The organism is Rhodococcus sp. P3_B8, from assembly GCF_056402775.1.
On record NZ_JBFUGT010000002.1, the window covers coordinates 188,581 to 205,784 of the forward strand.

A 17,204-nucleotide genomic window follows, 5' to 3' on the forward strand; every position below is an offset into this window, starting at 1 on the left:
AGTGTGAGGAGTGCTCATACACAGGTCAGAGCGCATGCGAATCCGTGATTGTTGACAGCTTCGGATGAACGGTCCACAACGGTGGATGAATTTGACATCGCAGCTCGGTGAACAATCACCACTCGGTGGCCGACGGCTCGGCCCGGAATTACCCCTCCAGTTCGGATCGCCCGCGAAGCGACCCGAGAACTCCGGACCGGCCGTCGTCTCCCCCACCTGTGCCGGGGCGAAAATGCCCCGACACTTGATCTGACGCAGCCCGGCGCGGTTTGGTTCCACCTGATCTGTAATCTCGGAAAACGATGACGGACGACGTCGGATCGCGGTGGCACCTCGGGCCCGCCCGTGTCCTCCAGGTGGCCGCCGCCCTTGTCGTGGTGCAACTTCTCGTGCGGACGTGGGTGGCCGCGAACAGCGACTTCTACTGGGACGATCTGATCCTCGCCGGGCGCGGCGGAAGCCTCCCGCTGCTCTCCGCCGACCTGCTGCTCTACGACCACGACGGTCACCTCATGCCCGGGGCCTTCCTGGTGGCGGGTATCGCGACGCGGTTGGCGCCGTACGAGTGGATCCTGCCGATGCTGACGACGATCGCGCTGCAGGCGGTGGCGTCGTATGCGGTCTTCCGGCTGCTTCGCACGATCCTCGGGCCACGTCCGGTCCTGCTGGTTCCGCTGGCGATCTATCTGTTCTCTCCGCTGACCGTGCCGGCGTTCGCGTGGTGGGCGGCGGCGCTCAACGCACTGCCGCTGCAGATCGCGCTGGCGTGGGTGGCGCGCGACGCCCTCGAGTTGTGCCGCACCGGGCGGCGGCGGTACGCGGTGTCGGGCACGCTCGTGCTGATCGCGTCGCTGCTGTTCTTCGAGAAGTCGGTCGTGGTCCCGTTCGTCGCGTTCGCGACCGTGGCGCTGCTCGCGTACGTCGGGGAGCGGGAGCGGCCGGTGCGGTCGACGCTGCGGCGAGGTGCGGCCCTCTGGGTCTCGTCGGCGGCGGTGCTGGCGGTGTGGGCGGCGTTCTATTTCTCGACCGTCGCGTCGCAGTGGGAATGGGCGGGCGCGTCGCGTGCGTTCGAACTGTTCCACCACGGCACGTCGCTCGGGTTGTTGCCCACGTTCGTGGGTGGGCCGTGGACGTGGGACCGGTGGATTCCGAGTCCCCCGTGGGCGTCCCCGTCGACGGCGCTGGAGGTGGTCGGCTGGGTGGTCCTCGTCGCGGCGGTGGTCACGACGGTCCGGCTGAAGCGCCGCATCGGCTGGGTGTGGATCCTCACGGCCGCGTACTTTCTGCTGTCGGTGACGGCGATGGTCGTCACCCGGTGGGGCGCGGACACCACCTACGAACTCGCGCAGACGCTGCGCTACTTCACGGACACCGCCGTGATCCTCGCGATCGCCGTCGCGCTGATCGCCCGCGCACCCCGCCGACGCGCCGACCCTGTCCGGGTGCGGCCGCTGGTGGCCGTCACCGCCGTGGTCGCGTTCGTCGCGAGCAGCCTGTGGTCGACGTACACGTTCACCCGCAGCTGGGAGGAGAACCCGACCACGGCCTACCTCGCGACCGCGCGTGCGTCGCTCGCCGAACGGGACGACGCGCCGATCCTCCAGCAGCCCGCGTCCATCTGGGTGCTGTTGCCGGTGGCGTACCCGAACAATCTGGTGAGCCGGGTGTTCGCCCCGCTGCGGGACCGCCCCGAGTTCTCCGACAGCACCCCCGACCTCCGGATGATCGACGACGACGGTTCGGTGGTCGACGCCCAGGTCACGTGGGTGCGCGCGATCGAGCCCGGACCCGTCCCGGACTGCGGGAACCTGGTGGATCAGCGCAGTTTCGTGTCCCTCCCCCTCGACGGACCGCTGACCGGCTGGGAGTGGACTGCGCAGCTCAACTACATGGCCACCGCGGACGGTGAGATCGCCGTCGCGATGGAGGTCGGCAGCCCGGTGCGGGTGCCGGTGCAGCGCGGCCCGAATTCGGTGTTCGTGCGGCTCACCGGTGGCGGTCAGAGCGTGCGGGTGAGCACCCTGACCCCGGACCTGTCGCTGTGCATCGGCGCGGGCCCGGTCGGGGTCGTCGTGCCGAAGTAGTTACCGCCCGTACCGCGACCACGCGACGCGGGCGCTGGCCGCACCGACGATCGCGGCGGCCACCTCGTCCCAGCTCGCGGCGGGCAGCCCGAGCTTCGCGAACAACGAGCGGCGCGGCCCGGTCATCTCGAGGGTGGCGTCGGGGAACCGCTTCTCCACCACCTCGCGCAGCGTGCCGATCCCGTCGACGATGCCGAGCTCGACGGCGCGGCGCCCCAGCCAGACGTCGCCGTTGAACAGCTCGGCCCCGTCCGCCTTCAGCTTGTCCCCACGGCGGCCGACCACCCAGTCGCGGAATTCGTCGTGGATACCTTCCTGGATCTGTTCGAGCCACTGCACGTCCTCGGACTTCTCCGCGAAGAACGGGTCGAGGCGGGCCTTCGCCTCGCCGGCCGAGTGCAGCCGCCGTTCGATGCCCAGGCGGTCGATCAGTTCGGAGAACCCGAAGCCCGCCGAGATGACACCGACGGAGCCGACCACCGACGTGGCGGTCGCGTAGATCTCGTCGGCCGCGCAGGCCAGCCAGTAGCCGCCGGACGCGACGACGTCTTCGCAGAACGCGAGCACGGGCAGTTCGTGTTCGGTGGCGAGCTGACGGATGCGGGCGGCGATGTATTCGCTCTGCGTCGGCGACCCGCCGGGACTGTTGATCAGCAGCGCCACCGCTTTCGCACCGTGCGTGGTGAACGCGCGGCGCAGCGGTTCCTCGACGGATTCCGCGCTCAGCACGCGCCCGAAACCTGCTCCGCCGGACGCGATCATGCCCTGCAGCCGGACCACCGGCACCACGCCGGCGCTGCTGCCCCCGAACGCGTCGGGCAGCTTGTCGGCCAGCGGTTTCGGCAGGTTCAGTGGGATCTTGGCCATGAAATCAGCGTACCGATCACGGATCGGGCAGAGTGGTTCACATGGAGTTGCGAATCTTTACCGAACCCCAGCAGGGTGCCACCTACGACGATCTTCTGGCGGTGGCGCAGGCCGCCGAACGTTTCGGATACGGCGCGTTCTTCCGGTCGGATCACTACCTGGCCATGAACACCGAGGGCCTTCCCGGACCGACCGATGCGTGGATCACGCTGGCGGGTCTCGCACGCGAGACGTCCACGATCCGTCTCGGCACCCTCGTCACGTCCGCGACGTTCCGGCATCCCGGACCGCTGGCGATCTCGGTGGCGCAGGTCGATCAGATGAGCGGCGGCCGCGTCGACCTCGGTATCGGCGCCGGCTGGTACGAGGAGGAGCACCAGGCGTACGGCATCCCGTTCCCGCCGCTGAAGGAGCGGTTCGAGCGGCTCGAGGAATCCCTCGCCGTGATCACGGGGCTGTGGCGCACTCCGCTCGGTGAGACCTTCTCCTACGACGGGACGCACCTGACGGTCAAGGATTCGCCCGCGCTCCCGAAGCCGCGGCAGCCGCAGGGTCCGCCCGTCCTGATCGGCGGCACCGGCAAGAAGAAGACGCCCGCCCTGGCCGCGAAGTACGCGGACGAATTCAACGTCCCGTTCCAGTCCGTCGACGAGACGCGGGACGTGTTCGAACGGGTCCGGCTCGCGTGCAAGTCCATCGATCGCGACCCCACCGAGTTGGTGTATTCCAACGCGCTCGTCCTGTGCTGCGGGCGCACCGAGGAGGAGATCGCGACACGCGCCATGAACATCGGACGCGAAGTGAGCGAGCTGCGGGAGAACGGACTCGCCGGGTCGCCCGCCGAGCTCGTCGACAAGATCGGCCGCTACGCCGAGGCCGGGTCACAGCGGATCTACCTGCAGACCCTCGATCTCAGCGACCTCGACCACCTGGAACTGGTCGCCAGTGAGGTCGTTCCGCAACTGAGCTAGGCGAGCTCGAGTTCGGCGGCCACGACGACGGGAAGATTCAGGGGCAGCGCGGCCACCCCGATCGCCGTCCGGGCGTGGTCGCCGACGTCCGGGCCGAATACGTCGAGCACTACCTCGGAGAACCCGTTGAGCACCGCGGTCGTCTGGTCGTAGCCCGGTTCGGCGTTGACGAACCCCGTGACGGTGAGCCACGCACCGATGCGGTCGAGATCGCCCACCGCGCGGCGAACCCCTGCCAGCACCGCGAGGGCGGTGAGCCGGGCGGAGTGCGTGGCGTCGGCGGCCGACACGTCGGCGGGAACGGAGCCGAACGGTCCGGCGGGTGTGCCGTCCTCGGCGAGCGGCCCGTGTCCGGACACGAGCACTCTGCGGCCGTGCACGCGTACCCAGCTGAACGGCAACTCCACCCCCGGCGGCAGCTGGACGGCGCGGGGCAGCACCAGCCCCAGATCACGTAGTCGGGACTCCGCGCCCATCACCCCTCCGCTCGACGACTGCCCGGGTCATTCGGCGTGCTCAGCAACGTTCCGTTCCCTTTCCACCGGTGGAAAGCTCGAAGTACGGCCGGAACGGCCGTGTCACTCGAGTGCTCCGGAGGTTGTCATGGGTTCTGCGGAAGAAGCGGTAGTGCGTCGATTCTACGAGGAGATGAACGCGATCTCGATCCATCGTCTGGCCGACGGCAAGATCGCCGAGACCTGGCAGGTGTGGGACACACTCGGATTCCTTCAGCAGCTCGGCGCGGTCCCTGCGAGCTGAACCCGGCACGCCCTCGGGAGGGTGCAATGAAGTACGTGATTACCTGGACGCTGCGTGACGGTGGGTCCGCTGCCGAGAACGAGGCAGCTGCGCGGCGGAGCCTGGAAGTGTTCGCAAGATGGACGCCGGCGGAAGGGGCGACCTTCCATCATTTCCTCGGTCGCCTGGACGGAACCGGGGGATTCGCCTTCGTCGAGGCGGATGACCCGAACGACATCTTGGACGGTCCGACGAAATTCGGACCTTTCTTCGAGTTCCACGTCTACCCGGTCGCCGACATCGCCGTCACCACGCAGGCTGCGCAGCAGGCGGTCGAGTTCAGGGGCTCGATCAGCTGAGCGGGCTCAGTGCCGGGTGGTCGAATCCAAGAACTGTCGGAGGTCGCGGTCCCACTGCGCGTCGCGGGCGCGGTTCAGGGAGGCGCGGCAGATGAGGAAGCCGGACAGCGCGATCATCATCACCGCGAACCAGGTGAACAGGCCGGCGATCACACCGGCGACTCGTGCCGCGGACGGCGACATCGGTTCGGTGGTGAGGTTGCCGTCGGCGTTGACCCAGATGTCTTCCTTCGTTCCCGAAGGCGTGGCGGGGTCGACGGTGATGTCGGCGTGGCGGGTTTCGTTGCCCCACGTCCACTTGGCGGGGGCGGTGTCGACGCCCGACGGTGCGACGTCGGAGGTGACGGACACGCCGGTGGAGTCGGCGAGCAAGGTGGCGGAGACGGTGCGGTAGTCCGCGACCTGCTTCTCCGCCAGCGTCAGCTGACTGTCGATGGTCCGGGCACCCACGAGGATGGCCAGGGGGAGCATCGCGAACGCGAGCACCACGACCGCGAGGGTGAGCATGTTCTCGATCCGGTCCGAGCGCCGGAGTAGCGGGTTGTGCCGCTGAYGGGCCGACCGCTTACGCAGCCCCCGTGCTTGAGAGTTGTTCCACATTCCGGATCCGGTCCTCTCGCCRACAATTCCCTACCATCCAGGGTCGTACGCAAGGCAAACAAGATCAAGTCAATCCGGTGTGTCTTTCGGCACTGTGCCGTAATACACTCATCTGCTCCCCGCCATCTCACGATGCTCCTTGGGGCTCACTCCGCGCACGCGTTTGAACGCCGCACTCAGCGCGAATCCGCTCCCGTACCCCACGCGCTGGGCCACGGACGCCACCGTGGCGTCCGGTTCGCGGAGCAGATCCGCGGCCAGGGACAGCCGCCAGCCGGCGAGGAATGTCATGGGCGGTTCGCCGACGAGGTCCGTGAATCGTCGCGCGAGGGCTGCCCGCGACATGCCGGTTTCCGCGGCGAGCGACTCCACCGTCCACTGGCGGGAGGGGTTGTTCTGCAGGATGCGCATCGCCTTGCCCACCACCGGGTCGCTCTGCGCCCGCACCCACGACGGCGCCTCGCCCGCCGGCCGCGCGAACCAGGCGCGCAGCACCGCGATCAGCAGCAGGTCGAGCAGACGGTCGAGCACCGCTTCCTGTCCGGGTTCGTCCCGCACCACTTCGTCGTGCATGAGGGTGACCAGCCGCGAGTCCCAGTCGGCGCGGCGCTGCACGACGAGTTCCGGGAGCGCGGTCAGCAGTCGCATGCTGATCTCGCCCGGGGTCTGGTACGTCCCGGTCAGCATGACCGTGCGGCCGTCCGCACTGTTTCCCCAGGTGCGCACGCCGAGGTCCATGGCCTCGGCGAGCGGTTCCCCGCGGAGCGTCGTGCAGCTCTGGTCGGGGTTGATGATCACGTGCGGCGGGGTGTCCGGATGGTCGGCGACGACGTAGCGCTCGGGTCCGCGAACGATCGCGACGTCACCCTCGGTGAGCTGCACCGGGTCGCCGGTGTGCGGCAGGATCCACGCCTCGCCCCGGCCCATCGCGACGAGGCTGAGCGGCGCGTGGTCGTCGATCTGCAGCGACCACGGCGGTTCCATGATCGAGCGGAGCACGAACGCGCCTGCGGCGCGGGGACCACTGATGAGACCGGCGAGGGGATCCACACATCCACCGTAGACGCTCGCGTATGGATCAGCGGGTTTCAACCATGGAAAGTCTCGGCGTCGCCGTCTTGACTGAAAGACATGACAACGACACCGCACACACTCGTCCTCACCGGCACCGGCAAGATCGGCAGCCGCGTCCTCGCCCGGCTCGCCGCCGCGGAAGTACCTTCCCGGGGCGGTTCCCGCTCCGGCCGTCCCCCGTTCGACTGGGAGAACAGGGACACGTGGCGGCCTGCGCTGGAAGGAACCACCTCGGTGTACATCGCCTACTACCCGGATCTCGCGGTGCCGGGAGCGGCGGAGGTCGTCGAGGAGTTCGCGGGCCTGGCCGTCGCGAACGGCGCCCGGCGACTCGTCCTGCTCTCCGGTCGCGGCGAAGCCGAGGCGGAGCGCAGCGAACTCGCGATCCGCAAGGCGGGAGCCGAGTGGACGATCCTCCGGTCCAGTTGGTTCAGCCAGAATTTCAGCGAGAGCTTCATGCTCGACTCACTGCTTGCGGGCGACCTCGCACTGCCCGTCGACGGGCACGTGCTCGAACCCTTCGTCGACGCGGACGATCTCGCCGAGATCGCCGTCGCCGCTCTGACCGGGGACGGCCACGCCGGCGAACTGTACGAACTGACCGGGCCGCGGTTGTTGTCGTTCGGTGACGCCGTCGCCGAGATCGCGAAGGCAACGGGTCGTGAAATCCGGTACACCCCAGTCACTTCGGAAGAGTATTCGACGGCGCTGGCCGGGCAGGGGGTACCGTCCGACGCGATCGGCCTGCTCACCTACCTGTTCGACGAAGTGCTGGACGGGCGCAACGCATCACTCACCGACGGGGTGGAACGCGCACTGGGGCGCGCGCCCCGCGACTTCACCGACTACGTCCGCGCCGCTGCAGCGGCCGGTGTCTGGAGGGTCTGACCAATGGAGCGTTATCTGACGATCGTCACGGCGGTGGGCGCCGGCGTGGTGGGCGGCGTGATGTTCGCGTTCTCCACGTTCATCATGACCGGGCTCGGTCGCCTGGAACCGGCTCAGGGCATCACGGCGATGCAGGCGATCAACCGCGAGGCGCCGAACTTCTGGTTCATGACGGCGCTGTTCGGCACCGCACTGACGTCGATCGTGCTCGCGGTCGTCAGTGTGGTGCGGCACGACGGTTCGGCCGTCTACGCGGTGATCGCGTGCGCGCTGTATCTCGTCGGGATCATCCTGACCATCGTCTACCACGTGCCGCACAACAACGCGCTGGACGCAATCGACCCCACCGCGGCCGACTCGGCGGCGTACTGGCGCGACTACGTGTCGGGATGGACAGGGTGGAACCACGTGCGCACCGTCAGCGCCATCGCGGCGTCCGCGGTGCTCACATGGTCCGCGACCCGCGGTTGAGACCCGGGGGGGATTACGAGGGCGGCAGGATGTCGGTCTGCGCCGGGACCTCGTCCTGCTTCAGCAGACCGACCGGGCAGCTGACGCCGGTGGCGTGCACGGGGCAGTAACCGCCGGGGTTCTTCGCGAGGTACTGCTGGTGGTAGTCCTCGGCGTAGTAGAACTGCGTGAGCGGGGCGATTTCCGTGGTGATCGCCCCGTATCCAGCGTCGGCGAGCCTCTTCTCGAAGGCCTCACCGGTGGCCTCGGCGATCTCCACCTGCTGTTCGTCGATCGTGTAGATGGCCGAACGGTATTGCGTTCCCTGGTCGTTGCCTTGCCGCATGCCCTGTGTGGGGTCGTGGTTCTCCCAGAACTCCTTGAGGATCTCGGCGTACGAGATCACCTTCGGATCGAAGACCACGAGCACGACCTCGGTGTGACCGGTGCGACCGGAGCAGGTCTCCTCGTAGGTGGGGTTGGGCGTGTAGCCGCCGGCGTATCCCACCGCGGTGGTGTAGACGCCGTCGAGTTGCCAGAACTCCTTCTCGGCGCCCCAGAAACATCCCATGCCCAGCACGGCGGTCTGCATGCCCTCGGGGAACGGGGGTTGCAGGGGGTGACCGTTGACGAAGTGCGTCGCCGGAACGGGAATCGGTTGACTGCGGCCGGGGAGGGCGTCCTCGGCGGTGACCATCACGGACTTAGCGGCTGCTCGACCCAGAAGCTCGTCGTACCAAGACATGATTCGATGCTACGCGCGGTGCCGGAGTGGTCTCCCGCGCGAGCGCCGACTGTCTGCGCATCCGCTCGACGCGAGCGGTCACCCACCCCGTGGCGGGGACCTCCACCCACCGGTACATCGCCTCCGACACCAGTGCCGTCACCACGAGGAATGCGATCACCGCCCCGGTCTCGCCGAACGAGCCGACCGTGTGCTCGTACACGCGGTACAGGATCAGGGTGTGGACGAGGTAGATCGCGTAGCTGCGCGTCGCGGTCCACCGCACGACGGCCCAGTGCGCCGCGGGACCGTCGTACCGGCCCACCAGCACGACGCACGCGGTGACGACAGCGAACGTCCAGAGGTAGTGATCGCCCGCCCAGTACACGCGGAAGTCGGTGGCGAGGCGGATGACCTCGACCTGGGCCAGCCCGGCGACGATGATCCACCGGCAGTCCGCGAGCCGGGCCCAGCCGAGGTAGATGATCTGCCCGAGGAACACGGCAGGCAGCGTCGCGGCGATCTTGGACAGCATCGGGACCGTGTACGGCTGCGGCGCGTACAGGTTGTAGAGCAGGATCAGTGCGCAGACCGCGGCGCCGGCCATCGGCATCGCGATGGGCAGGGTGCGCAGCACGGGGCGCGCGGCCACGCAGGCGAGGTAGACGAAGATCTGCACGGCGAGGGTCCAGGTGACCCCGAGAACCGCCACCTCGGGTTTGAGGAAGAAGCCGCCGAGCACGAAACTCAGGGCCGCGTCGACATTCGACACCCCGTCCTGGCCGCTGAACATGCCGTTGATGCCGAGGCGGACGAGCACGATCGCGGCGAGAACGGCCACCCAGAATGCGGGCAGGATTCGTCCGAGCCGGTTGAACAGAAATTGCCCGGGCTCGTGACGAATGGCCGAACGGGTGATCAACACCCCGGTCAGCATCATGAAGACGGCGACCCCGAGAAAGGACAGATGCTGGTTGAGACCGCCCCTCTCGATGAAGATTTGATAGACGACGTCGATGAACCACCATCCGGTTCCGAGGTCGTCGATCAGATAGAACGAGATGTGCGAGTAGATCACGGCCAGAACTGCGAAGAAGCGGAGCAGATTCGCGCCCGTGAGCTCCACACGCGGCGCGGCCGCATGCGAATCTGCAACAGGTATCAGCGAAGGCATCGCGTCAGCTTAAGGTTCCGTTCACCGGTCGGACGAATTCTCACGACATCCAGTGTCACCTCGTCAGCATTTTTTCGGGTGTCCGAACTTTCCTGTGAGGGAATCGCTCGGTGACCCCAACTGTTGCGCAGGGTGTACCAATGAGATTGGGTATATACCCGAGAACGATTCGCCAAAGGCGGGTGTCAGACGCGTGCCCACGTGTCGTCGGCACCCGGAAACACAAGGGCTCACACGCCCATAGATGAAGGGACCCTCGTGTCTGTTTACACGCTGCCGGAACTCCCGTACGACTACGCAGCTCTCGAGCCGCACATCTCCGGCAAGATCATGGAACTGCATCACGACAAGCATCACGCCGCGTACGTGACCGGTGCCAACACGGCCCTCGACAAGCTGGCCGAGCTCCGCGAGTCGGACACCCTGCCCGCCGTGGTCAACCTGCACGAGAAGAACCTCGCCTTCCACTTGGGCGGCCACACCAACCACACGGTCTTCTGGAACAACCTCTCGCCCGACGGTGGCGACAAGCCGACCGGTGAGCTCGCTGCCGCGATCGACGACCAGTTCGGCGGCTTCGACGCGTTCCGCAACCACTTCTCGGCCAACGCCAACGCCATCCAGGGCTCCGGCTGGTCCATCCTGGCCTGGGACTCCATCGGCCAGCGCCTGCTCATCGTCCAGCTGTACGACCAGCAGGGCAACATCCCGATCGGCCTCACGCCGCTGCTGCTCCTCGACATGTGGGAGCACGCCTTCTACCTCGACTACCAGAACGTCAAGGGCGACTACGTCAAGGCCTTCTGGAACATCGTGAACTGGGCGGACGTTGCCGCTCGTTTCGAGAAGGCACGCACGCAGACCGCGGGCCTGATCGTCTAGTTTCCTCTCCGCAGCCACGGGCGCACGGACCACTCTCGGGTGTGTCCGTGCGCCCGTGCTCGTTTCGGGTCCGGAATTCCTTCCGAGCAGGCCGAGCGTCCAATAGGCTTCGGAAGTGACCGAGTTCAGCAACCCCGCCCGGGACGACACCGTCGTCCACGCCTTCCGCGACGACGCGCTCGGCGACCTCGACGCCACCGGCCTCGCGGCACGGATCGCCGCGGGAGAGGTGTCGATTCGCGAGGTGACGGAGGCGGCGATCGCGCGCGCCGAGTCGGTCGGACCCGCCCTGAACGCCCTGGCATTCGCCGACTTCGACCGTGCACTGACGGAAGCGGACCGCCCACACGAGGGCGCCTTCGCGGGGGTGCCGACCGTCGTCAAGGACAACGTCGACGTCGCGGGCCTGCCCACGCAGCACGGCAGCGTCGCCTTCGCCGCACAGCCCGCCCGGGTCGACAGCGACTTCGTCACGCAATATCTGTCCACAGGTGTGCTCTCGCTGGGGAAGAGCCGGCTCCCCGAGTTCGGGTTCAGCGCGTCCACCGAGTTCATGGACGCCGAGGCCGTGCACAATCCGTGGAATCCCGCCTTCTCGCCGGGAGCGTCCTCGGGTGGTTCGGCCGCACTCGTCGCTGCGGGTGTCGTGCCGATCGCGCACGCCAACGACGGCGGCGGCTCCATCCGCATACCCGCGGCCGCGTGTGGGCTCGTCGGCCTGAAACCGTCCCGCGGGCGGACGGTCCCCGACGCCATGGACAAGACGTTGCCGATCCGGATCATCGCGCAGGGCGCCGTCACCCGCTCGGTGCGGGACACCGCACGGTGGATGGCGTCCGCCGAACGCTACTACCGCAATCCGGCGCTGCCACCCATCCGGTTGGTCGAGGGGCCGAGCAGCACCCGGCTGAAGGTCGGGTTGGTGGTCGATTCGGTCACCGCCTCCCGCACGGACGACGAGACGCGCAAGTCGGTCCACGCGACCGCCGATCTGCTGGCCGACCTCGGGCACCACGTCGAGGAGTGCCCGATGCCGGTGAACTCCTCGTTCGTCGAAGACTTCTGCATCTACTGGGGATTCCTGTCGTTCGTCATCTCCAGCAACGGCAAGCGGATGCTCGGACCGGACTTCGACCGCGACGCCACCGACAACCTGACGCGCGGACTCGCCGCGATGTACCGCAGGAACATCGCGAAGACTCCGCGGGTGCTCTACCGGTTGCGGCGCACGTACCGTGAGTACGCGCAGATCTTCCAGAAGTACGACGTGATCCTGTCGCCCACCTTGGCTCACACGACGCCGGAGCTCGGATACCTCTCGCCGACACAGAGTTTCGAGGAGTTGTTCGACAAGCTGATCGCCTACACGGCGTTCACGCCGCTCAACAACGCGTCGGGCGGACCGGCCATCTCGCTGCCGCTGCACGAGACGTCCCGCGGCCTGCCGCTGGCGTCGCACTTCTCCGCCGACCACGGCGACGAGCGGACACTGCTCGAGTTGGCGTTCGAGCTCGAGCAGGCCACACCGTGGCGTCGTATCCAAGACGCCCGCTGACGGTCAAGCCCTGCGCCGCAGGCCCATCCACACGACGGCACCCGCCAGCAGCACGGTGGTGATCCCGAAGCCGACGGCGAGGTGCTCGGCGGTGAGGATCGGTGACGGCGCGGACAGTGTGCGGGTCACCGCGACCGGTTCGGCGAGCACCGTCGCCAACTGGTTCTGCTGAGCCGCCGTGCGCACCGGCATCGCCGCGACACCGTTGTTGAGGTCGGTGGACAGCTGCCCCGACAACGTCTTCAGCTTCGCGAACCCGTCGACGATCTGCGAGGTGGCACCTTCGAGCATCTCCGGTGCCTGATCGGCGATCGGGACGATACCGTCGTTCAGTTGCCGTGCCCCGCTGCTCAGCTGATTGCTGGCGTCGGTGAGCTGACCCATCGCAACGCGCACGAGTTCGCCCAGGTCCGTGTCGGGACCGACTCCTCCGCCCAGCAGACCGGGCACCGAACCCAGCTGTGCGGAGAACAGATCGAGGTCGGCACTGACCTGCCGGAGCGACGGGACCACGTCCGATGCAACGGGAGTGGCGTCGAGAACGCGGATCGCCTCGTCGATTCCGGTGCGCATCCGGGTGGCGCTGTCGTTCGCTCCGCCCAGCGTCAGCCCCAGCGCGCTCAACCGGTCCGCGAGGTCGTCGGCCGTTCCCGACGTCTGGTCGACCACGCCCGCCACCTGGTCGGCGACGCCCAGCAGTTGCACCGAGCCGGAGCGTGCCTTCTCGAGATATGGGAGCAGAGTGTCGGCGCCCTCTGTGAGCTGTTGTGCCGCATCGTCCGCCGCCGCCGTGCCGGCTGCGAGGAACCCGGCTGTCATTCCCGCCTGCTGGAACCGCGTCCGCGACGAGGACATGTCCGCCAGCAGATCCGTGATGCCGTCCGCGCCGATCTGGGACGACACCACTCCGGAGAGTTCCTCGGAGGCACCGGTGTCGGAACCCGCGACGTCGAGGTCGAGGGTCGCCTGCCGTGGCTTCGCGCCCCACACCGAGGACACCGCCTCGCTGAAGTCTTCGGGCACGGTCACCGTGGCGAACCAGTCGCCGTCCGCCGCCGCGTCCGCGTCGACCACCTTCCAGTCGAAGGCCTCGTTCGCCTCGAGCTTCTCGATGAGGGTGTCGCTCGCACGCACCGGTTTTCCGTCCACGGTGGCGCCGGCGTCGGTGTTGACGATGGCCACGGTCCGGCTGTCTGCCGCGCTGTCACCGAGGAACACGTACCCGAGTCCCCCCGCGGACGCCAGGACCAGACCGGCCATGGTGGCCGCGGCGACGCGCCGCGTAGTGAGGACCTTTCGCGTCGACTCGGTTCGGGCGTGATTCGCGGAATTCCGTGCGCGCTCAGAGGTCATTCCGGTGAGGGTAGGTGGCTTTCGTAGCGGCACATTGTGACCATTCTGAGGATTCTCTGAGATGTTCGCCCGCGTGAAGACCCGTTAGCACTCCCCTGCTCTTGTGTGCCAGGCACTGTCGGGCGCATTCTTCAAGTACCCAACGAGGTGTGCAGAACGAATCATGTTCGAAGCGTGTCATCACACCGAGGAGGCAGAGATGAACAGGGACGGCTACATCGGCATCTCGCCCTTCCAGGCCGCGGGTACTTTGCGGGGATTCGTCATTTCCGGGCGCTGGCCCGACACCACCAAGGAATGGGCCCAGTTGCTCGCGCTCGCCGTGCGGGTGGCGTGCGTTCCGGGGCTGCTCCACACCACGACCGTCTTCGGCGCGCACGAGGACCTGCCCGAGGAGCCCGAACCCGAGACCGTCGGCCTCGTGGTGGCCGAGGGCACAGTTCTCGGGGAGTTCGCGCTCGCTCCCGGCCGCTTCGCGGATCATCAGCCGCCGGCGCTGATGATGCTGCACCCGCCGTCCGAGACGACCCCGTCGCTCCCGGAGTGCGCGGGCGCCGCGTCGGGCTGTGTCCTGCTCCCCGGCCTCCCCCACCTGGGGCTGGAACACCGGGCGGCGTGGGTGGAGGCAGAAGCGGACGGGACGGTGACGTCCATGGTCAGCCGGGTCGGCATCGACCCGATCAGCGATCCCGACACTGCCGTTTTGGCCATGCTGCTGGCCTCGTGAGGGTACCCGAAGTTTCTGCGGTCGGTGCCCCAAACTTATTGCCGCCTTTGCCTTTTCAAATAAGTCACGCTAACGTTACGGACATCGAAGGGGAGTAGCCCCCAATCGCCTGTGTCGACATACCGGCTCGTTGCTTCACCGCACCGGACCCGGCCTGGCGAACCGCCGCCGGATCACTCGGCGCCGGTGGGCGAGACCTTCGGCCGGACAGACGTACCCGCGTCTGCCAGGCCGGAGGAATCCACCCGTCATCCTCCGACCGACCACAGGAGGAGGATGCCCGTGCTGACCGCCGCACTACTGAGCTTCGGCGTGATCTTCGTCGCCGAACTGGGAGACAAATCCCAGCTGATGGCGATGACGTTCGCGCTGCGCTACCGCTGGTGGGTCGTGATCGCCGGCATCACCGTCGCGACCACCGTGGTCCACCTGGTGTCCGTCGCCGTCGGCCACTACCTCGGTGTCGCGCTCCCGACCGCGGCGATCAGCATCGTCGGCGGTGCGGCCTTCCTGATCTTCGGTGCGTGGACGCTGCGCGGCGACGACCTCAGCGAGGACGAGCAGCTCAAGGCAGGGCGGGCCACCCGCTCGGCGTTCCTGGCCGTCACGTCCGCCTTCTTCCTCGCCGAACTCGGCGACAAGACCATGCTCGCCACCATCACCCTCGCCACCGACCACGACACCATCGGCGTATGGATCGGCTCGACCGTCGGCATGGTCGCGGCCGACGCCCTCGCCATCGTCGTCGGCGCCGTGCTGGGTAAGCATCTGCCCGAGAGTGTCATCCGCATCGGCGCGGCCGTTCTGTTCTTCGCGTTCGGCATCTGGTTGCTGCTCGAGGGCCTGCTCCCCGGCAACGTGGCCGGCCCGATCGCCGGCACCGCCGTCGTCGTTCTGGCGCTGGCCGGTGCGGCCGGTCGCGCCGTGTGGTCACGGCGCCGCCGCGGTGCCGCGGCTGAGCCCGAACAGATGCAGCACCAGGACTGAACCCGGTCGACAAAGCCGCGCCCTCGGGCAATACTCGGAAGCCTTGGAGTACCTCGCAGTTCTCACGGACGAGAGGGCGTGTGTGAACCATCCCGTAGCGAGCGGCAAGCCTGCGATTCTCACCGTCGACGACGATCCCGGGGTCTCGCGCGCCGTCGCCCGCGATCTCCGGCGCCGATACGGCGAGAAGTACCGGATCATCCGCGCCGAATCCGGCGAGTCCGCACTCGACGCGATGAAGCAGATGAAGCTGCGCGGGGATCCCGTCGCGGCGATCCTCGCGGACTACCGGATGCCGTCGATGAGCGGGATCGAGTTCCTCGAGAAGGCCATGGACCTGTATCCGGTCGCGCGGCGAGTGCTGCTCACGGCCTACGCCGACACCGACGCGGCCATCGAGGCGATCAACGTCATCGACCTCGACCACTACCTGCTCAAACCGTGGGACCCGCCCGAGGAGAAGCTGTACCCGGTGGTCGACGCCCTGCTCGAGGCGTGGGCGTCGTCGGATCATCACCCCGCCGAGGAGACGAAGGTCGTGGGTCATCGCTGGGCGCCGCGGTCCTCGGAAGTGCGCGAGTTCCTGGCCCGCAACCAGCTGTCGTACCGCTGGTACATGTCGGACGAGCCGGAGGGCGGGCGGCTGCTCACCGCCGCAGGCGAGGACGGCCGGCGCCTGCCCGTGGTGATCTGCTCCGACGGCGAATGCCTGGTGGAGCCGTCGGACACCGAACTGGGACGGCATCTCGGACTCCGGACCGACCCGTCGGAGAACTTCTACGACCTCGTCGTCGTCGGCGGCGGACCGGCCGGCCTGGGCGCCGCCGTCTACGGCGCCTCGGAGGGTCTGCGCACCGCCCTGATCGAACGGACCGCAACCGGCGGGCAGGCGGGTCAGAGTTCCCGCATCGAGAACTACCTCGGTTTCCCCGACGGCGTGTCCGGCGCGCAGCTCGCCGAACGGGCCCGCAGGCAGGCCACCCGATTCGGGGCCGAACTGATCACCACCCGCGACGTGGTGGCGCTCGAGGTCAACGGATCGGCGCGGACCGTCCGGTTCGCGGACGGCGACACCATCGACGCGCACACGGTGATCCTGGCGACCGGCGTCTCCTACCGGCGTCACCCCGCTCCCGGAGTCGACGACCTCACCGGTCGCGGCGTCTACTACGGATCCGCCGTCACCGAGGCCGCCCGCTGCACCGACCAGGACGTCTACATCGTCGGCGGGGCCAACTCCGCCGGACAGGCGGCGGTCTACCTGTCGCGGGGTGCCCGGTCGGTCACCATCGTCGTCCGGGCGCAGTCGCTCGAGGATTCGATGTCGTACTACCTCGTCCAGCAGATCGAACGGAACCCGCGCATCCGCGTCCGGCCGTGCACGGAGGTGATCGGCGTCGAGGGCGAGGGTCACCTCGAGAAGGTCCGGCTGCGCAACAACGCGACCGGCGACGAGGAGACCGTCGACGCCGGGTTCCTGTTCCTGTTCATCGGCGCCGCCCCGCGGACCGAATGGCTCGAGGGTGTCGTCGCGCGGGACGAGAACGGGTTCGTCGTGTCCGGACCCGACCTCGTCGTCGACGGGAAACCACCGAGCGGCTGGCCCCTCGACCGTCTCCCCCATCACCTCGAGACGAGCGTCCCGGGGATCTTCGCGGCGGGCGACGTGCGCTCCGAATCGGCGAAGCGGGTGGCGTCGGCGGTCGGGGAAGGCGCCATGGCCGTGATGCTCGTCCACCGCTACATCGGCCAACCGTGACCAGGGGCAGAC

Annotated in this window: 18 protein-coding genes; 11 read left to right on the forward strand and 7 right to left on the reverse strand. The window is 68.0% G+C overall.

All coding sequences use genetic code 11. The features are described 5' to 3' along the window. The first annotated feature begins 302 nt into the window (after window positions 1-302). Window positions 303-2,084 (forward strand): hypothetical protein, encoded by a 1,782-nt coding sequence (locus AC1D1G_RS02205; RefSeq protein ID WP_477950810.1) that lies wholly within the window; start codon window positions 303-305, stop codon window positions 2,082-2,084. Here AC1D1G_RS02205 and AC1D1G_RS02210 read toward each other — a convergent pair whose 3' ends face one another. After that, window positions 2,085-2,951, reverse strand: a complete 867-nt coding sequence (locus AC1D1G_RS02210; RefSeq protein WP_105414054.1) for a S49 family peptidase — start codon at window positions 2,949-2,951, stop codon at window positions 2,085-2,087. A gap of 41 nt (window positions 2,952-2,992) precedes the next feature. Between AC1D1G_RS02210 and AC1D1G_RS02215 the strand changes: the two genes are divergently transcribed. Then, a complete protein-coding gene (locus AC1D1G_RS02215; protein WP_105414055.1) occupies window positions 2,993-3,922 on the forward strand; it encodes an LLM class F420-dependent oxidoreductase in 930 nt (309 codons plus the stop codon). Here the strand turns inward: AC1D1G_RS02215 and AC1D1G_RS02220 are convergent. Then, complete coding sequence (locus tag AC1D1G_RS02220) at window positions 3,919-4,398, reverse strand: RidA family protein (RefSeq protein ID WP_280781906.1); 480 nt, start codon at window positions 4,396-4,398, stop codon at window positions 3,919-3,921. The genes AC1D1G_RS02215 and AC1D1G_RS02220 overlap by 4 nt on opposite strands. 127 nt (window positions 4,399-4,525) lie before the next feature. On the opposite strand from AC1D1G_RS02220, the gene AC1D1G_RS02225 reads away from it, so the two are divergent. Together AC1D1G_RS02225 and AC1D1G_RS02230 are read left to right on the forward strand one after the other, a co-directional pair. After that, the gene (locus AC1D1G_RS02225; RefSeq protein ID WP_283332616.1) at window positions 4,526-4,681 is read left to right on the forward strand and encodes a nuclear transport factor 2 family protein; all 156 of its coding nucleotides are present in this window, start codon (window positions 4,526-4,528) and stop codon (window positions 4,679-4,681) included. Window positions 4,682-4,707: 26 nt separating this feature from the next. Next, window positions 4,708-5,019 (forward strand): DUF3303 domain-containing protein, encoded by a 312-nt coding sequence (locus tag AC1D1G_RS02230; RefSeq protein ID WP_005562556.1) that lies wholly within the window; start codon window positions 4,708-4,710, stop codon window positions 5,017-5,019. Between the two features lie 6 nt (window positions 5,020-5,025). Here AC1D1G_RS02230 and AC1D1G_RS02235 read toward each other — a convergent pair whose 3' ends face one another. Both AC1D1G_RS02235 and AC1D1G_RS02240 read right to left on the reverse strand, forming a co-directional pair. Then, window positions 5,026-5,619, reverse strand: coding sequence for an Rv1733c family protein (locus AC1D1G_RS02235; RefSeq protein ID WP_477950814.1), 594 nt, complete (start codon window positions 5,617-5,619; stop codon window positions 5,026-5,028). 108 nt (window positions 5,620-5,727) lie between these two features. Next, window positions 5,728-6,669, reverse strand: a complete 942-nt coding sequence (locus AC1D1G_RS02240; protein ID WP_477950816.1) for an AraC family transcriptional regulator — start codon at window positions 6,667-6,669, stop codon at window positions 5,728-5,730. An 81-nt stretch (window positions 6,670-6,750) separates the two neighbouring features. Here AC1D1G_RS02240 and AC1D1G_RS02245 point away from each other — a divergent pair, with 81 nt between their 5' ends. Together AC1D1G_RS02245 and AC1D1G_RS02250 are read left to right on the forward strand one after the other, a co-directional pair. Then, on the forward strand, window positions 6,751-7,581 hold the full coding sequence (locus tag AC1D1G_RS02245) for a Rossmann-fold NAD(P)-binding domain-containing protein (protein WP_477950818.1): 831 nt from the start codon (window positions 6,751-6,753) through the stop codon (window positions 7,579-7,581). A gap of 3 nt (window positions 7,582-7,584) precedes the next feature. Beyond that, complete coding sequence (locus AC1D1G_RS02250; RefSeq protein ID WP_477950820.1) at window positions 7,585-8,052, forward strand: anthrone oxygenase family protein; 468 nt, start codon at window positions 7,585-7,587, stop codon at window positions 8,050-8,052. Between the two features lie 13 nt (window positions 8,053-8,065). Here AC1D1G_RS02250 and msrA read toward each other — a convergent pair whose 3' ends face one another. Both msrA and AC1D1G_RS02260 read right to left on the reverse strand, forming a co-directional pair. Continuing rightward, window positions 8,066-8,776 (reverse strand): peptide-methionine (S)-S-oxide reductase MsrA, encoded by a 711-nt coding sequence (msrA, locus tag AC1D1G_RS02255; RefSeq protein WP_105414062.1) that lies wholly within the window; start codon window positions 8,774-8,776, stop codon window positions 8,066-8,068. Next, window positions 8,736-9,929 carry an acyltransferase family protein gene (locus AC1D1G_RS02260; protein WP_477950822.1) on the reverse strand — a complete coding sequence of 398 codons (1,194 nt, stop codon included), beginning with the start codon at window positions 9,927-9,929 and terminating at the stop codon, window positions 8,736-8,738. The genes msrA and AC1D1G_RS02260 overlap by 41 nt, the downstream gene beginning before the upstream one ends. Before the next feature lie 258 nt (window positions 9,930-10,187). Between AC1D1G_RS02260 and AC1D1G_RS02265 the strand changes: the two genes are divergently transcribed. Together AC1D1G_RS02265 and AC1D1G_RS02270 are read left to right on the forward strand one after the other, a co-directional pair. Then, window positions 10,188-10,811, forward strand: a complete 624-nt coding sequence (locus tag AC1D1G_RS02265; protein WP_012691075.1) for a superoxide dismutase — start codon at window positions 10,188-10,190, stop codon at window positions 10,809-10,811. 115 nt (window positions 10,812-10,926) lie between these two features. Further along, window positions 10,927-12,366, forward strand: a complete 1,440-nt coding sequence (locus tag AC1D1G_RS02270; RefSeq protein WP_477950824.1) for an amidase — start codon at window positions 10,927-10,929, stop codon at window positions 12,364-12,366. Between the two features lie 3 nt (window positions 12,367-12,369). On the opposite strand, the gene AC1D1G_RS02275 is transcribed toward AC1D1G_RS02270, so the two are convergent. After that, window positions 12,370-13,719, reverse strand: coding sequence for a YhgE/Pip domain-containing protein (locus tag AC1D1G_RS02275; protein ID WP_477950826.1), 1,350 nt, complete (start codon window positions 13,717-13,719; stop codon window positions 12,370-12,372). 199 nt (window positions 13,720-13,918) lie between these two features. Here AC1D1G_RS02275 and AC1D1G_RS02280 point away from each other — a divergent pair, with 199 nt between their 5' ends. The 3 genes from AC1D1G_RS02280 to AC1D1G_RS02290 all read left to right on the forward strand — a co-directional run bounded on the left by AC1D1G_RS02280 (window position 13,919) and on the right by AC1D1G_RS02290 (window position 17,192). After that, complete coding sequence (locus tag AC1D1G_RS02280) at window positions 13,919-14,446, forward strand: hypothetical protein (protein ID WP_005248897.1); 528 nt, start codon at window positions 13,919-13,921, stop codon at window positions 14,444-14,446. Between the two features lie 276 nt (window positions 14,447-14,722). Then, the gene (locus AC1D1G_RS02285; protein ID WP_280781915.1) at window positions 14,723-15,433 is read left to right on the forward strand and encodes a TMEM165/GDT1 family protein; all 711 of its coding nucleotides are present in this window, start codon (window positions 14,723-14,725) and stop codon (window positions 15,431-15,433) included. 82 nt (window positions 15,434-15,515) lie between these two features. Next, window positions 15,516-17,192, forward strand: a complete 1,677-nt coding sequence (locus AC1D1G_RS02290) for an NAD(P)/FAD-dependent oxidoreductase (RefSeq protein ID WP_280781916.1) — start codon at window positions 15,516-15,518, stop codon at window positions 17,190-17,192. Window positions 17,193-17,204: the final 12 nt, after the last annotated feature.

What these genes read in the sequence shown, in the direction of transcription:
- AC1D1G_RS02245 (WP_477950818.1), top strand. Translation starts at nt 6,751, where the DNA reads ATGACAACGACACCGCACACACTCGTCCTCACCGGCACCGGCAAGATC.
- AC1D1G_RS02230 (WP_005562556.1), top strand. Translation starts at nt 4,708, where the DNA reads ATGAAGTACGTGATTACCTGGACGCTGCGTGACGGTGGGTCCGCTGCC.
- AC1D1G_RS02220 (WP_280781906.1), bottom strand. Translation starts at nt 4,398, where the DNA reads ATGGGCGCGGAGTCCCGACTACGTGATCTGGGGCTGGTGCTGCCCCGC.
- AC1D1G_RS02280 (WP_005248897.1), top strand. Translation starts at nt 13,919, where the DNA reads ATGAACAGGGACGGCTACATCGGCATCTCGCCCTTCCAGGCCGCGGGT.
- msrA (WP_105414062.1), bottom strand. Translation starts at nt 8,776, where the DNA reads ATGTCTTGGTACGACGAGCTTCTGGGTCGAGCAGCCGCTAAGTCCGTG.
- AC1D1G_RS02210 (WP_105414054.1), bottom strand. Translation starts at nt 2,951, where the DNA reads ATGGCCAAGATCCCACTGAACCTGCCGAAACCGCTGGCCGACAAGCTG.
- AC1D1G_RS02205 (WP_477950810.1), top strand. Translation starts at nt 303, where the DNA reads ATGACGGACGACGTCGGATCGCGGTGGCACCTCGGGCCCGCCCGTGTC.
- AC1D1G_RS02275 (WP_477950826.1), bottom strand. Translation starts at nt 13,719, where the DNA reads ATGACCTCTGAGCGCGCACGGAATTCCGCGAATCACGCCCGAACCGAG.
- AC1D1G_RS02285 (WP_280781915.1), top strand. Translation starts at nt 14,723, where the DNA reads ATGCCCGTGCTGACCGCCGCACTACTGAGCTTCGGCGTGATCTTCGTC.
- AC1D1G_RS02260 (WP_477950822.1), bottom strand. Translation starts at nt 9,929, where the DNA reads ATGCCTTCGCTGATACCTGTTGCAGATTCGCATGCGGCCGCGCCGCGT.
- AC1D1G_RS02250 (WP_477950820.1), top strand. Translation starts at nt 7,585, where the DNA reads ATGGAGCGTTATCTGACGATCGTCACGGCGGTGGGCGCCGGCGTGGTG.
- AC1D1G_RS02225 (WP_283332616.1), top strand. Translation starts at nt 4,526, where the DNA reads ATGGGTTCTGCGGAAGAAGCGGTAGTGCGTCGATTCTACGAGGAGATG.
- AC1D1G_RS02215 (WP_105414055.1), top strand. Translation starts at nt 2,993, where the DNA reads ATGGAGTTGCGAATCTTTACCGAACCCCAGCAGGGTGCCACCTACGAC.